The organism is Micromonospora sp. NPDC023869, from assembly GCF_055559695.1.
The window spans coordinates 85,385-99,158 of the sequence record NZ_JBVHKD010000016.1 but is presented as its reverse complement, the minus strand read 5'-3'; the positions used below and the strand labels follow the sequence as shown (position 1 = coordinate 99,158).

Sequence of the window (13,774 nt, the reverse complement as noted above, 5' to 3'; positions counted from 1 at the left end):
CCCCGTTCGCTCACGCGGCCCGGCTTCCCGCCCGGATGCGGCTTAAACAGGGCATCCCTCCACCGAGCGGGATCAATCAGGTGATCTTCGTCCGTCCACCCCGACGGTGCGCAACGCCCCGGGGAGGCCCACGCCGACCGGACCGACCACCAGTTCCAGCAGGCACGGCCGATCCGCGCCGAACGCCTCGGCCCCGGCCGCTCCGATCAGCTCCGGCCGGTCGATTCGGATGCCGCGCAGACCCAGCAGGCGGGCCCAGCCCGCGTACGGGACGTCGTCGGCGGGCGGGTGGGGCGGCTGCGCGTACCGGGGGTGCCCGGAGCGGGTGTTCAGCACCAGCAGCACCAGGCGCGGGTCGGTCCACGCCGCCCGGTGCCGGGCGACGGCGACCAACTCGGCCAGCCCGGAGGCGCGCATCCCCTCGTCGGCCACGACGGCGAGCACCGGGCGGTCCGGCGCGGCCAGCTTGGCGGCCAGCGCGTACGGCAGGGCGGCGCCGGGCGCACCATCGGCGCGCAGCACCTCGACCCCGGCCGGTATGCGCAGGTGGCGGGCGTACCCGGCGACGGTGCCGCCGCCGTCCACGGTCACCGCGCCGCCCGCCGGCAGCCGGGTGACCAGGTCGTCGAGGGCCTGCCCCGGGTCGACCGCCCAGCCGGCGTCCCCGGGCGGACGGTGACCGGACGCGTCACCGGGCAGCACCAGGCAGACCGGGCCGCCGCCGCGCAGCGCGCTGCCCAGCGCCTCGTCCACCAGCTCCGGCACCCGGGCCGGGTCGGCGGCGTACCGGACGTGCCGGCACGTCCCGGCGAACCGGGGGCCGTCGTCGCGGTGCCCGTCGAGCTGCTGCTCGCCGAGCACCGCCAGCACCGGCAGGGCGGCCCGGCGGGCGGCGTCGAGACCACCGAGCAGCCCCAACGCGTCCGGCCCGCCGTCGGAGAGGCAGACACCGACCCCACCGGCGAACCGGGCGTGCCCGGCGGCCATCAGCGCAGCGCTCTCGGCGTGCCGCACGGGGACGAACTCCGGGTCGCCACCGGCCGCGCGCATCGCCTCGACCAGTGGCGCGGTCGCCGGGCCCGGCGCGCCGTAGACCCGCGCGACCCGCCAGGCCAGCAACCGTGCGACGACCGCGTCCGCGACGGCCGGGTCAGGCACCGCCCCGTCCCGGGGTGACCGGGTCCACGTAGCGCAGCACCGCGCCGACGCCCTCCACCAGCTCCGGAGCCTCGTCCGGACCCAGCACGGTCAGCTCGGCGTCGGTGCCGACCAGGGCCCGCACCAGCGCCGCGTCGGCGCGTACCCGGGCCGGGTCCGACACCGTGGCGAGCTGGCTCGGGTCGGTGGCGATGTCGGTGGCCGCCGGACCGATCCAGAGTTCCCCGTCGGCGGACGGGTCGTCCACCAGCAGCATCGTGTCGACCTGGTTGCGTTGCAGCGCGGCGACCACGGCGTCGAGTCCGACGCCGACGTCCTCCTGCGTGCCGAAGCGGTCCAGCGCGGCGGTGACCCGCTGGTCGGCCACCTCGGCGATGGTCTGCACGGTCAGGTCGTCGAGCAGGCTCTGGTCGGCCCCCTCGGCCCGGGAACCGGCGTCGGTGCGGACCACCATGTCCTGCCAGCGGGCCGGCATCTGGGCGGCGATCATGCCGGTGGCCCGGATGTCACCGGCCACCACGACCACCTCGGCGCCGACCCGTTCGGCCAGCTCCACGGTGGCGGCGGTGACGTCGCCCGCGTTGTGGTGCCACGCCTCCATGGCGGCGCGCTGGTAGCGCGACTGTGACCAGCCACCGGGCTTGACCCGGCGCAACTGGAAGCTCTCCCGACCGGTGACGTGCGCCCGTCGGGGCACCCCACCGGCGCTGACCGACATCGCGTCGGCGCCGGTCCGGTCGGCCAGCACCCGCACCCACGCGACCTGCTCACCCCGTTGGGCCAGCAACGGCATCACGTGCGGCAGCGGCGCGTACGCGGCCAGGTCCCGCCGGGGCGGCGCGGACAGGTACTCGGAGAGCACCACCCGCCCCTGGGCCCCGAAGACGGCCAGCCCGTAGTCCCCGGGCATCGGATCGTGGCCACGCACCACCCGGTCGATGGCGGCGATGGTCGGTTCGTCGGCACCCTGCTCGGCGAGCTGCTGTTGCAGACCGCGCCAGCGCAGGTCGAGTGCGGCGTGGGCGTCCTCGGTGTCCAACGAGGCGTCCAGGTAGACCGAGCACCACGGACCCGGGCGCTGGTAGAGCGGGCGCAGGAAGGACAGCTGCATGCTCGACCCCTTTCCGGCTCGGCCCACCGCTTACCCGCACCACCCGGCTTGTCACCTGCCGGCCACCGCGTGACCGGTTTTCATTCACGTCGTTCAACCCCGAGGATCGATACGATCTGTAGGCGAAAGCGGACTCTGGGTGGTGGACATGGACACGACGTCGTACTCCCGGCGCAGCCTGCATCCGACGGGTCGGATCCTCACCGCGCAGATCGTGCGGCTGATGGACGGCTACCCGCGGGAGGTGCGCGTGGGGCAGCCGGTGCTGGTGGTGGTGGTCGCCGCCGCAGGGTTGATCGGCCTGCTCGCCAAGCTGGTCCGGGCCGTGCTCAGCGCCGGGTCCGGCACCGGCCGACGCAGCTTCAAGGAATTGAAGAAGGGGCCGGAGTACCTGGTCACGCCGGTCCGCCTGCGCGACTCGGACGGCAAGTTGTACGAGGTGGAGCTGCACGGGCACCTGCCGCAGAGCGCGCTGCACCCGGCCGACCACGTCCAGCTCACCCTGCGCGACCAGGGCGACCCGGACCTGGCACCGAAGATCGAACGGATCGTCAACCTGACCACCGGACAACTGCTGCGGCCGCGCACCGCCACCGTGTGGTCGCACCTCGGCCCGCCGCTGCTGCTCCAGGCCATGCTGGGCCTGCTGCTCCTGGCCGGGCTGGCCGCCTGCACCGCGCTGACCTGAGCCTCAGCCGACCGGGGCGGGCTCCCGCTGCGGCGCGGACGTGGTGTCGAGCATGCCGCGTCGGCGGGCCCAGCGCTCGAAGACGATGGTGGCGAACGGCGGCACCGCGCAGGCCAGCGCCACCACCGTGGCCGTCAGGCTCCACCGGTTCACCCGGGCCACGGCCAGCACCAGCAGCCCGTACACCACGAAGAGCGCACCGTGGACCGGGCCGAACACCTTGACCCCCAGCTCGTTGTCGGGCGGGCCGTACTTCGCCGCCATGCCGGCCAACAGGCCGGCCCAGGAGATCGCCTCCGCGATCGCCGCCACCACGAACAGCCGGGTCACCTTTTCGCGCACGTCAGCCATGGTATGTGCCGCCGGATCCGGGAACCGCACGCGGTCGGGGCTTCCGCCCGGATGCATGGACGCGTCACGTCGGGGGTACCAGGGGTGACAGGGTGGTGACCATGGGCGAGGAAGTCGGCGCGCAGACCTTCAGTCGCCAGGATCGGGCTCGCTACCGGGACAAGGTGCGGCGCTGTCTCGACGTCTTCGCCGAGATGCTGCGCGAGTCCCGGTTCGACGTCGACCGGCCGATGACCGGCCTGGAGATCGAGCTGAACCTGGTGGACGAGGACTCCATGCCCACCATGCGCAACACCGACGTGTTGCGTGCGGTGGCCGACCCGAGTTTCCAGACGGAGCTCGGGCAGTTCAACGTCGAGATCAACGTGGCGCCCCGGCGGCTGACCGGCACCGGCCTGGCCGAGTTCGAGCAGAGCGTACGGGCCAGCCTGAACGCCGCCGACCAGCGGGCCCGGACGGTCGACGCCCGCCTGGTGATGATCGGCATCCTGCCGACCGTGCGCCCCGAGCACCTGACCGCCGCGACGCTGTCGCCCAATCCCCGCTACGCGTTGCTCAACGAGCAGATCTTCGCCGCCCGGGGCGAGGACCTGCGGATCTCGGTCAACGGCGTGGAACGGCTGTCGGTGACCGCCGACACCATCACCCCGGAGGCCGCCTGCACCAGCACCCAGTTCCACCTCCAGGTCTCCCCGGCGCAGTTCGCCGACTACTGGAACGCCGCCCAGGCCATCGCCGGGATCCAGGTGGCGCTCGGTGCGAACTCGCCGCTGTTCTTCGGCCGGGAACTGTGGCGGGAGACCCGCATCCCGCTGTTCCAGCAGGCCACCGACACCCGCCCCGAGGAGATCAAGTCGCAGGGCGTGCGGCCCCGGGTGTGGTTCGGGGAACGCTGGATCACCTCGGTTTTCGACCTGTTCGAGGAGAACGTGCGCTACTTCCCGGCCCTGCTGCCGGTCTGCGACGACGAAGACCCGTCCGAGACGCTGGCCGCCGGTGGCGTACCGAACCTGGCCGAGCTGCGGTTGCACAACGGCACGATCTACCGCTGGAACCGACCCGTCTACGACGTGCACCGGGGTCGCCCGCACCTGCGGGTGGAGAACCGGGTGCTGCCGGCCGGGCCGACCGTGCTGGACACCGTCGCCAACGGCGCCTTCTACTTCGGACTCGTCCGGGCACTCGCCGAGGCGGACCGGCCACTGTGGTCGCAGATGTCGTTCAGCGCCGCCGAGGAGAACTTCAACACCTGCGCCCGGCACGGCATCGACGCGCGCGTCTTCTGGCCCGGCCTGGGCTACCTGCCCGTCACCGAGCTGGTGCTGCGTCGCCTGCTCCCGCTGGCCCAGCAGGGCCTGGACCACTGGGGCGTCGACCCGGACGAGCGGGACCGCCTGCTCGGCGTCATCGAGCAGCGCTGCCTCACCGGCCGCAACGGCGCGAGCTGGCAGGTCGCCACCCTGCACCGGCTGGAGTCGACCGATCAACTCGACCGGCCGGAGGCGCTGCGCGAGGTGCTGCGGCACTACGTGGAGCTGATGCACAGCAACCGCCCGGTCCACGAGTGGCCGATCCCCTGACGACCTCCCGACACAGAGAGTGACCGGACAGGCACGGGCACTAGCGTAGGGACGACTTCCTTCCGCCGGGTCGAGAGGATCCGCCGATGCCTCCGTCACACCGACACTCCGTCACCCGTCTCGTCGTACCCCTCCTCGCGCTCGCCCTCGTCGGCGGTGCCCTCCATCCCCTGCCCGCCGCCGCCGGCCCGCGCACCGTAACCGCCGCCACCGGCGAGCTACGGACCACGATGCGGGACGCCGCCACCGGCGCCGACACCCGCGGCTGCCTGAATCTGGTCCCGGTCGACCGCGACCCGCTCACCGTCGTCGCCATCGGCGAGGAACAGATCGGGCGGCTCGCCGGCTGCACCGGCATCGAGGGCGGCGCGGTGGTCGCCACCGACGTGCCACCCGGCCGCTACCGCCTGCTGGCCCGCCCCTACGAACCCCACCACGGCCTCCAGTGGGTCGGCGCGCACGGCGGCACCGGACAACGGGAGAAGGCGACCGTCGTCACGGTGCGGGCCGGCCGGACCGTGACCGCGCCGACGGTCCGCTTCGACCCACCGGGTGCCGTGACCGGCCAACTGTCCCAGCCGGACGGAACGCCGCTGGTCTACTACGCGAGCGTCTCGACGATGCCGTTCGTCGCGCACCCCAAGTACGGTAGCCCCGGTGCCATCAGCGACGACGACGGTCGATACACGCTGACCGGCCTCGGGCCGTACCACTGGCCGTTGTACTTCAGCGCGACCCGCATGGCCAGCCAGTGGTCCGGCGGCACCGCCGACTGGCGCGAGGCACGCACGGTCCGGGTCCGCGCCGGTCGGACCGCCACCCTCGACCAGACGCTCACTCCCGGCACGGTGCTCAGCGGCACCGTCACCGCCCCGGACATCTCCTACTACGCGCAGGTGATCGCCTTCCATTCCCGCACGGGTGACGTGCTGGGCGTGGCGGACGCGGCCTCCGAGTACACGCTGCGGCTGCTGCCGGGGCAGTCGGTGGTGCTGCGCTGCGACTGCGCGTACACGCCGAGCCGGTGGTATCCGAACGCCGCGCAGATCGGCGGCGCCCAACCCCTGCGGGTACGCGGCACCCCGTTGACCGCGCACTTCGACTTCACCGGTGCCGCCGTGCCGTGAGCCCGGCTCAGCGCAGGGCGGCCAGGGTCAGCGTGGTCGCCCGGGCGAGAAGGGCGTCGTCGGACTCGGCGTCCTTCTCGCTCCGGCTGGAGAGCACGGCCAGCACGATCGGAGGCCGGTCCAGGGGCCAGAGCACCGCGATGTCGTTGCGGGTCCGTAGCCGCCGGAGCCGGTCTTGTCCCCCACCACCCAGCCGTCCGGCGCATCCGCCCGGATCGTGGAGTCGCCGGTGGTGTTGCGTCGCAGCCAGTCGACCAGCAGCGCGCGGCGTACTGGTGTCCCGGGTGTCACCCGGCCGGGCCGCCGAGCCGGTCCAGCAGCAGGTTGCCGGCGGTGTTGTCGCTGTGGCGCACCGCCGCGTCGGCGACCTCCCGCAGCGTCATGCCGGTCGCCACGTGCCGCCGTCCCAGCCTGACACCCGGTCCCGCACCTCGCGGCCACGGCCCTATCCGGACCGCTACCGGAACAGCGTGGCGCGCCCGTCGCGGCTGCCCACCAGCCGACCCCGGATGTCCAGGTCGTTCACCTGGTCGGCGGTACCCAGCCCCCGGGTGAACAGGTCGACGGTGCGACCGGCCCACCACAGCACCGGTCGCTGCGCGGAGGAGGGGGTCTCGCTGACTCCGAGGACCACGCCCAGGTCGTTCACGTCGGTCGCCCAACTCCTCGGGCCGCCCAGCGTGCCCAGGTCGGTCAGCACCCCGGCGCGCCAGTGGAAGGCCCGGCCGCCGGCCACGCCGACCACGTGGCCCAGATTGTTGATCGCCATCGCGTGGTGACCGATCGGGGTGACGACGCCATCGCGCAGTCGGCCGCCCACGCAGGTGCACGGGTAGTCGTATGGCGGGACGTTGAACGTGCCCACCACGTCGCCCCGGTTGTTGAGTCCGTCGGTCGTCTCGTAGAAGTCCTGCCGCCCCAGGTCGGTGAAGACGCCGTCCTGCCACAGGAAGCGGTGCGGGATGTCGGTGAGCGGGTTGCTCAGCCCGAGCACCTGCCCCCGGTCGTTGACGGCCACCGCCTCGCTGTAGTCGCCGCCGAGGGTGCCCAGGTCGATCATCTCGCCGTCGCGCCAGAGCACCGCCCGGGTGATCCACTCCGGCCCGGTCGAGGTGCCGACCACGTCGCCGCGTTCGTTGACGTCGACGGCGGTGGACTCCAGGTGCCCCGGTAACACGCCGAGGTCGGTCATCACCCCGCCGCGCCACACGAACGCGTGCCGGGCGCCGCCGGCCGTCAGGCTCCAGCCGACGACCGTGCCCCGGTCGTTCGTCGCGGTGGCGGCGCTGGCGGCACCACCAAGGGTGCCCAGGTCGACGGCGCGGTAGGCGAGCGGGGTGGCGTGGGCGGCGGAGGCGGGCAGAACGGTCAGCGCGGACGCGACCAGCACGGTCGTGGTCACGGCGGCGGACACACGGGTCGGCAACGTCAACGGGTCCTCCTCGGGAGAGCGGTGACCGGTCCACGCCATCCACACTCCCCATGGACGATGGGCGACCAGCCGACTACGCACAGTAGAACGGATTCGCGAGGAAGGTCACCTCAGTCGATCGGCCATCGATCGATGGCCGCGCGCCGCCCGGGTTCAGCCGCCCGCCTGCCACACCTTCCAGAGGCCGTAGAGGGCCGAGACGCCGAGCGCCACGGTGCCCAGCAGGACCGCCTGGCGGCGCTGCGCACTCGGACGGACCTGGGCGACGACGGTGGCCACGTAGAGCACCGCCACGATGATCGTCCAGGCCCACGCGGTGGAGATCCGTTCGTCGACCCGGCACCCGGCCGGCGCCGGGTGGATCGCCGGACACACGTCGACGCGCGGCACGGCCAGATACCAGAAGCCGGCCCAGGCGAGGACCGCGACGACGCTCGCCACGGCGACCGCCAGCCAGGGTCGGACGGCTGCGGGCACGGCCACCTCCTTCGGGACACCCGGGGCGTCGGACGTGCGGGACACCCGGGGGCGGCCAGCGTACCGGTCGCGGATCTTCGTGCCGGAGACGGCACCGCCCGCCGTCGACGGTGGGTGACCGTCGACGGCGGGCGGATGAGCCTGGTCGGAGCCCCGACGGTCAGTCGACGCCGAACTCCATGGCGGCACGGTCGAGGGCCGCGTCCTCGGTCGAGGAGACGCCCCGGGAGGCGATGGCCTCCGCGCCGCCCTCCGGCATCGCCCCGATGAGCCCGGTCGAGGCGGCCTGCGCGGCACCGAGCACCCGCTGCGGCGCACCGCCGACCATGCCCAGGTTGGCGTACTGCTCCAGCTTGGCCCGCGAGTCGGCGATGTCCAGGTTGCGCATGGTGAGCTGGCCGATCCGGTCCGCCGGGCCGAACGCCGAGTCCTCGGTACGCTCCATCGACAGCTTGTCCGGGTGGTAGCTGAAGGCCGGACCGGTGGTGTCCAGGATCGAGTAGTCCTCGCCCCGCCGCAGTCGCAGCGTCACCTCGCCGCTGACCGCCGTGCCGACCCAGCGTTGCAGCGACTCGCGCAGCATCAGCGCCTGCGGGTCCAGCCAGCGCCCCTCGTACATCAGGCGGCCGAGACGGCGACCCTCGTTGTGGTAGTTCGCCAGGGTGTCCTCGTTGTGGATGGCGTTGACCAGCCGCTCGTAGGCGGCGTGCAGCAGCGCCATGCCGGGCGCCTCGTAGATGCCCCGGCTCTTGGCCTCGATGATCCGGTTCTCGATCTGGTCGGACATGCCCAGGCCGTGCCGACCGCCGATGGCGTTGGCCTCCAGCACCAGGTCCACCGCGCTGCCGAACTCCTTGCCGTTGATCGTGACCGGGCGGCCCTGGTCGAAGCCGATCGTCACGTCCTCGGTGGGGATCTCCACCGCCGGGTCCCAGAACCGGACGCCCATGATCGGATTGACCGTCTCGATACCGGTGTCCAGGTGTTCGAGGGTCTTCGCCTCGTGCGTGGCGCCCCAGATGTTGGCGTCCGTGGAGTACGCCTTCTCGGTGCTGTCCCGGTAGGGCAGGCCGCGCTCCTGCAACCACTCGGACATCTCCGTGCGGCCACCCAGCTCGGTGACGAAGCTGCTGTCCAGCCACGGCTTGTAGATCCGCAGCTGCGGGTTGGCCAGCAGACCGTACCGGTAGAAGCGCTCGATGTCGTTGCCCTTGAAGGTCGACCCGTCGCCCCAGATCTGCACGTCGTCGGCGACCATCGCGCGCACCAGCAGCGTCCCGGTGACCGCGCGCCCCAACGGGGTGGTGTTGAAGTACGCCCGCCCGCCCGAGCGGATGTGGAAGGCGCCGCAGGTCAACGCCGCCAGCCCCTCCTCGACCAGGGCGGCGCGGCAGTCCACCAGGCGGGCCAGCTCGGCGCCGTAGTTGAGCGCGCGACCGGGCACCGAGGCGATGTCGGGCTCGTCGTACTGGCCGATGTCGGCGGTGTAGGCGCAGGGCACCGCACCCTTGTCGCGCATCCACGCGACCGCGACCGAGGTGTCGAGGCCGCCGGAGAAGGCGATGCCGACACGTTCACCCGTGGGCAGGGAGGTAAGAACCTTGGACACAAGGAAGAGTATGCACCACCCCGCATACCCATGCAAGTTGGCGGCGCAAGGAAGGGTCCCCTGCTAACGCCTCGTGCATAGCAGGGGTCCCCTCCTTACATCCGGGTGCCGGCAGCTTCGCGGAGGGCGGTGATCGTGGTGCGTACGGCGGGCGTGTCCGCGACGGCGTCGTGCACCACCACGTGGATCGAGCGCATCGGCGTCGGGCGGACCACCCGGATCGGGGTCACCCCGTCGGGCAGGTGTGCGGCGCCGAGCGCGGGCAGCACCGTGAGGCCGATACCGGCGGCGACGAAGGCGAGCGCCGTCCGGTAGTCGTGCGCCTCGACCCGGAACGCCGGGCTGAATCCGGCGGCGGTGCACGCTTCGAGGAGTTTGGCGCGGCACCAGCCTCGGGCGAAGTCGTTGTCGACCCAGCGTTCCTCGGCGAGTTCGGCCAGGTCCACCTCGTCGTGGCCGGCGAGGGGGTGCTCGGCGGGCACGACGGCCACGTAGGGGTCGTCGACGATGTGCTGGGCGGTGAAGCCCGTACCGGGCTCGAAGCCGGGGTCCGCCACGACCACCTGGACATCGGCGCGTTCCTCCCGGCTGTCCGGGATGTGCTCCCGCAGTTGCAGGTCGATCCGGACGCCGGGGAGTTCGGTGAGGATGCGCCGCACCACCAGCGGCATCCACGCCTCGCCCACCGACGCGAAGTACGCGATGGAGAGCGAGCCGGTGCGGCCGGTCCGCAGGTCCGCGATCAGCGACTCGGCCGCGCCGACCCGGGCGAGCACCCGGTCCGCCTCGGCGGCGAGGGCGTGGCCGGCGGCGGTGGGCCGCAGGCCCCGGCCGGCGCGGGCGAGCAGGGTGAGGCCGGTCTCGCGTTGCAGCGCGGTGAGGTGTTGGCTGACGGCGGAGGGGGTGTAGCCGAGGTTGACGGCAGCGGCGGCGACGGAGCCGGACGCGACGACGGAACGGAAGACCCGGAGGCGGTGAACGTCGAGCACCTCACAACCGTAAAGCAGAGCTTAACAGTCGTGAAGAAACAGTCGCTGGTGCTGAATCGTCGGGCGTTCGAGAATCGTTCCATGACGCTCACCGAAGCCCCCACCAGGGCCGCCGCCGACAGGCCCCGTGGCACGGCGTACCCCCGACCTGTGGCACCGCGCCGTCGGTCCTGGCCGATCCTGGCCGCCGCCGGGACCACGGTGGTGCTGTGGGCCTCGGCGTTCGTCGGCATCCGCTTCGCCGGACACGACTACTCGCCGGGCGCGATGGCACTGGGCCGCATGGTGGCGGCGTCCGCCGCGCTGACCCTGTTCGTCGTCGTCACCCGACGGTTCCGGGTCCTGCACACCGACGTGGCGGCGCCCCGCCGGGTCGCCGTTCCCCGGGGCGGCACGCTCGGGCTGATCGTGCTCTGGGGCGTGGCCTGGTTCGGCGGGTACAACGTGGCGCTGAACGCCGCCGAGCGGCTGATCGACGCCGGGACGGCAGCGCTGCTGGTGGCGGTCGCACCCATCCTCGTGGCGATCGCCGCGACGCTGGTACTCGGCGAACGGCTCACCGGCCGCCTCGGCGTCGGCGTGACGATCGCCTTCGCGGGCGTGGCCCTGATCGCGGTCGGCGGCTTCACCGGGCACGCCGACCCGGTGGGAGTCACGCTGGCGGTACTCGCCGCCGCGCTCTACGCCTTCGGCGTGCTGCTCCAGAAGCGTCTCCTGGCGCGGGTCGACGCGGTGACGATGACCTGGCTCGGCGCGTCGGCCGGGACGGCGGCCCTGCTGCCGTTCGCGCCCACGCTGCTCGCGGAGTTCGCCGCCGCCCCGCTCCCGGCGACCCTGGGCGTGCTGTTCCTCGGCGTGTTCCCGACCGCGATCGGCTTCCTCACCTGGGGTTACGTCCTGTCTCGCTGGACCGCGGGCCGCACCACCGCCGCGACCTACCTGGTCCCGCCGGTGACGGTGCTGCTCTCCTGGACGCTGCTGGGTGAGGTACCCGCGCCGCTCGCCCTGCTGGGCGGCGCGCTCTGCCTGACCGGCGTGGTCTTCGCGACGCGCCGCTGAAAGAACGACGGCACGGCCGCACCGCCAGGCGCGCGACGCCGGCCGGTGCGGCCCGTCGCCAGGCATTCCCGCCAGGAGTACGCGCCGACCACCGACCCGCCTTCCACCGGGTGGCACCCGGCCACGCTCGTGCCTCGCCGCGCCGCACGTGGCTCCCGCTCGCGCCTCCCGGCACGGTGCGTGGCCCCGCTCGCGCCTCGCAATGTGCTCACCGACCCCTTTCGAGCTGACGGCGCAGACGGATCAGCGGCACCGATCGACCTCGGCGTGGGACCGCACCGTCGACACCCGGACCACTACCGTCGATTCGTGACCTGGACCGAACCTGCTGTCTGGTACGCCAACCTGCCGACCTTCCACGCCTCGGCCGGCGCACTGATCACCGACCCGACCGGCGACGTCCTGCTGGTCAAGCCCCGCTACCGCGACCACTGGGCGTTCCCGGGCGGCGGCGTGGAGGCCGACGAGGCGCCGCACCACGCGTGCGCCCGCGAGGTCCACGAGGAGTTGGGCCTCACGCTGCCCGTCGGTGACCTGCTCGTGGTGGACTGGGCACCACCCGACGGTCCGCGCCTGCGCTCCCTGATCCACTTCACCTTCGACTGCGGCACGCTCACCGGCACGGAACGCTTCGACCTGCCCGAGGACGAACTCACCGAGGCCGCCTTCTTCCCGCCCACCGAAGCCGAGAAGCGCCTCCCCGCCGCAGTGGCCCACCGGATCAGCGCCGCCCTCCACGCCCGATCCCGACGCAGGCCGATCTACCTCCCCGCCGACCCCACCCCCGCAGCGCCCAACCCGGCAACCACGATCGAAAGAGCCTGACGGATCGCCGAGCACTCGGACCTGTACGCCGACAGGCGCGACCAACCGCGCCTCCGCTGCCCGATCGCCGCAACCCGGGTTCGGCGACCTGATCGTGGCAGTGTGGCTGTTCGACACGCCGGGCTGGGAACAGCTGCACTGCCACGACAACGGTGGACGCCAGCGCCGCAGCGGCGGTGCGGGCGGCACCGACGGGGGTCTGGTCGAGTCGGGGGGCAGCAGCGGGGGCGGGACCGGTCGTAGACTCCCCGGGCTGCGCCGCAGCACGGCGCACCGACTCGGGAGGACGTCCGTGGCGAGTGACGCGCACGAACCGGGAAGACTGTCCACTGCCGACGGCAGCAGCAACCGCCGACCTCTGATCCTGGTGACAGTGGCGGTCGTGGTGGCGATGGTGGCGGGTCTGAGCGTGTGGGGCGCCCGACGGGCCTTGCACACGGGCGGCATCGCCACGTCGGTACCCGTCCGATTCGACCCGAGCCAGCAGTTGCTCCGCTTCGGCTATCTGCCGGGCCCCGTCGTCAGCGCCAGTTACACCACCGGACCCGAGGTACACCACCTGGACATCCATGGATCGTTCGACGACGCGCCGACCACCGAGGAGGAACACGCATCCTCATTCAACCCTGACTGGTCGGTCGAGATCCGGATGGCAGCGCGGGGTGTCGATATCCGCAGTGTCGTTCCCTATGACGAGGACTCGGGCGAGGTGCCCGTTCGCGGAGAACGAATCCGGGTGGGCGATCGTCCCGCCTTCCAGGCCACCTTCGACTACAGCCGGGTCCTGACCTGGGAATACGCGCCGGACGCGTGGATGCACATGATGCTGAGTGCGGAGAGCTCGGACGACCGCCGGGATGAGATCGCGCGTCAGGTGGCCGAGGGGGTTCGCCTGGAAGCCACCCCACGGGCCCTGCCGATCCGGGTGAAGGGCCTGCCCGACGGCGCCGTGCTCGAAAGTACGTGGCTGTACTGGAAGGCGGACGAACACATCTCGTTCTCCGCCGACTATCTGGTGGGGCCGGTCGAGGAGAACCAGCCGGATCCGCGGCCTGTCGTTCGGGTCGGGGTCAGCACGGAGAAGCTGGCCCGCGCCAGACACCTCGACCGAGTCACCGTGGCGGGCCGGCCCGCCACCGCCTTCGAGTCGCGGGGCAGGGGCACCAACAGCTTCTACCGGGTGGCCCGACTGCCCGGTGGGTGCACCGGGTGCGTCGCGGAGGTGCGGATCGAGCCGACCGCTACTGCCGTGATGGGGGATCGAGCGGACGGGTTGAAGCTGGCGGCCTCGATCCGGTTGATGGAGGGCCGCGAGGATCCCGCCGGGTGGCGCTTCTGGTAGCCAGCGGCCACCGACTAGCCAGCGGC

The 13,774-nt window shown here is 72.6% G+C and carries 13 protein-coding genes and 1 pseudogene; 6 read left to right on the top strand and 8 right to left on the bottom strand.

Annotated elements, in window-relative coordinates:
* Window positions 1-72: 72 nt before the first annotated feature.
* Together ACZ31C_RS29800 and ACZ31C_RS29795 are read right to left on the bottom strand one after the other, a co-directional pair.
* A complete protein-coding gene (locus ACZ31C_RS29800) occupies window positions 73-1,158 on the bottom strand; it encodes a thiamine pyrophosphate-binding protein (protein WP_465798107.1) in 1,086 nt (361 codons plus the stop codon).
* Window positions 1,151-2,269, bottom strand: coding sequence for a baeRF2 domain-containing protein (locus tag ACZ31C_RS29795; protein ID WP_465798106.1), 1,119 nt, complete (start codon window positions 2,267-2,269; stop codon window positions 1,151-1,153). The genes ACZ31C_RS29800 and ACZ31C_RS29795 overlap by 8 nt, the downstream gene beginning before the upstream one ends.
* A gap of 148 nt (window positions 2,270-2,417) precedes the next feature.
* Between ACZ31C_RS29795 and ACZ31C_RS29790 the strand changes: the two genes are divergently transcribed.
* Window positions 2,418-2,957: a hypothetical protein gene (locus tag ACZ31C_RS29790; RefSeq protein ID WP_465798105.1), complete on the top strand. Its 540-nt coding sequence runs from the start codon at window positions 2,418-2,420 to the stop codon at window positions 2,955-2,957.
* Between the two features lie 3 nt (window positions 2,958-2,960).
* On the opposite strand, the gene ACZ31C_RS29785 is transcribed toward ACZ31C_RS29790, so the two are convergent.
* On the bottom strand, window positions 2,961-3,308 hold the full coding sequence (locus ACZ31C_RS29785; RefSeq protein WP_465798104.1) for a DUF3817 domain-containing protein: 348 nt from the start codon (window positions 3,306-3,308) through the stop codon (window positions 2,961-2,963).
* A gap of 101 nt (window positions 3,309-3,409) precedes the next feature.
* Here ACZ31C_RS29785 and ACZ31C_RS29780 point away from each other — a divergent pair, with 101 nt between their 5' ends.
* Window positions 3,410-4,888 carry a glutamate-cysteine ligase family protein gene (locus ACZ31C_RS29780; RefSeq protein ID WP_465798103.1) on the top strand — a complete coding sequence of 493 codons (1,479 nt, stop codon included), beginning with the start codon at window positions 3,410-3,412 and terminating at the stop codon, window positions 4,886-4,888.
* Between the two features lie 86 nt (window positions 4,889-4,974).
* On the top strand, window positions 4,975-6,015 hold the full coding sequence (locus ACZ31C_RS29775) for a carboxypeptidase-like regulatory domain-containing protein (protein ID WP_465798102.1): 1,041 nt from the start codon (window positions 4,975-4,977) through the stop codon (window positions 6,013-6,015).
* 7 nt (window positions 6,016-6,022) lie between these two features.
* Here the strand turns inward: ACZ31C_RS29775 and ACZ31C_RS29770 are convergent.
* The 5 genes and pseudogenes from ACZ31C_RS29770 to ACZ31C_RS29750 all read right to left on the bottom strand — a co-directional run.
* Window positions 6,023-6,416, bottom strand: a pseudogene (locus tag ACZ31C_RS29770) (serine hydrolase); the annotation flags it as partial.
* A 56-nt stretch (window positions 6,417-6,472) separates the two neighbouring features.
* Window positions 6,473-7,486 carry a hypothetical protein gene (locus tag ACZ31C_RS29765; RefSeq protein ID WP_465798101.1) on the bottom strand — a complete coding sequence of 338 codons (1,014 nt, stop codon included), beginning with the start codon at window positions 7,484-7,486 and terminating at the stop codon, window positions 6,473-6,475.
* Window positions 7,487-7,600: 114 nt separating this feature from the next.
* A complete protein-coding gene (locus tag ACZ31C_RS29760) occupies window positions 7,601-7,924 on the bottom strand; it encodes a hypothetical protein (protein WP_396747690.1) in 324 nt (107 codons plus the stop codon).
* A 160-nt stretch (window positions 7,925-8,084) separates the two neighbouring features.
* On the bottom strand, window positions 8,085-9,533 hold the full coding sequence (argG, locus tag ACZ31C_RS29755) for an argininosuccinate synthase (protein WP_465798100.1): 1,449 nt from the start codon (window positions 9,531-9,533) through the stop codon (window positions 8,085-8,087).
* Between the two features lie 95 nt (window positions 9,534-9,628).
* Window positions 9,629-10,522: a LysR family transcriptional regulator gene (locus ACZ31C_RS29750; protein WP_465798099.1), complete on the bottom strand. Its 894-nt coding sequence runs from the start codon at window positions 10,520-10,522 to the stop codon at window positions 9,629-9,631.
* A gap of 81 nt (window positions 10,523-10,603) precedes the next feature.
* Here ACZ31C_RS29750 and ACZ31C_RS29745 point away from each other — a divergent pair, with 81 nt between their 5' ends.
* The 3 genes from ACZ31C_RS29745 to ACZ31C_RS29735 all read left to right on the top strand — a co-directional run bounded on the left by ACZ31C_RS29745 (window position 10,604) and on the right by ACZ31C_RS29735 (window position 13,748).
* Window positions 10,604-11,581, top strand: a complete 978-nt coding sequence (locus tag ACZ31C_RS29745) for a DMT family transporter (RefSeq protein ID WP_465798098.1) — start codon at window positions 10,604-10,606, stop codon at window positions 11,579-11,581.
* A 309-nt stretch (window positions 11,582-11,890) separates the two neighbouring features.
* Window positions 11,891-12,406 carry an NUDIX domain-containing protein gene (locus tag ACZ31C_RS29740; RefSeq protein WP_465798097.1) on the top strand — a complete coding sequence of 172 codons (516 nt, stop codon included), beginning with the start codon at window positions 11,891-11,893 and terminating at the stop codon, window positions 12,404-12,406.
* A gap of 373 nt (window positions 12,407-12,779) precedes the next feature.
* Window positions 12,780-13,748: a hypothetical protein gene (locus ACZ31C_RS29735; protein ID WP_465798096.1), complete on the top strand. Its 969-nt coding sequence runs from the start codon at window positions 12,780-12,782 to the stop codon at window positions 13,746-13,748.
* Window positions 13,749-13,774: the final 26 nt, after the last annotated feature.

Coding starts and splice junctions, on each gene's coding strand:
- ACZ31C_RS29795 (WP_465798106.1), bottom strand. CDS start 2,269: ATGCAGCTGTCCTTCCTGCGCCCGCTCTACCAGCGCCCGGGTCCGTGG.
- ACZ31C_RS29790 (WP_465798105.1), top strand. CDS start 2,418: ATGGACACGACGTCGTACTCCCGGCGCAGCCTGCATCCGACGGGTCGG.
- ACZ31C_RS29785 (WP_465798104.1), bottom strand. CDS start 3,308: ATGGCTGACGTGCGCGAAAAGGTGACCCGGCTGTTCGTGGTGGCGGCG.
- ACZ31C_RS29780 (WP_465798103.1), top strand. CDS start 3,410: ATGGGCGAGGAAGTCGGCGCGCAGACCTTCAGTCGCCAGGATCGGGCT.
- ACZ31C_RS29775 (WP_465798102.1), top strand. CDS start 4,975: ATGCCTCCGTCACACCGACACTCCGTCACCCGTCTCGTCGTACCCCTC.
- ACZ31C_RS29765 (WP_465798101.1), bottom strand. CDS start 7,486: ATGGCGTGGACCGGTCACCGCTCTCCCGAGGAGGACCCGTTGACGTTG.
- ACZ31C_RS29745 (WP_465798098.1), top strand. CDS start 10,604: ATGACGCTCACCGAAGCCCCCACCAGGGCCGCCGCCGACAGGCCCCGT.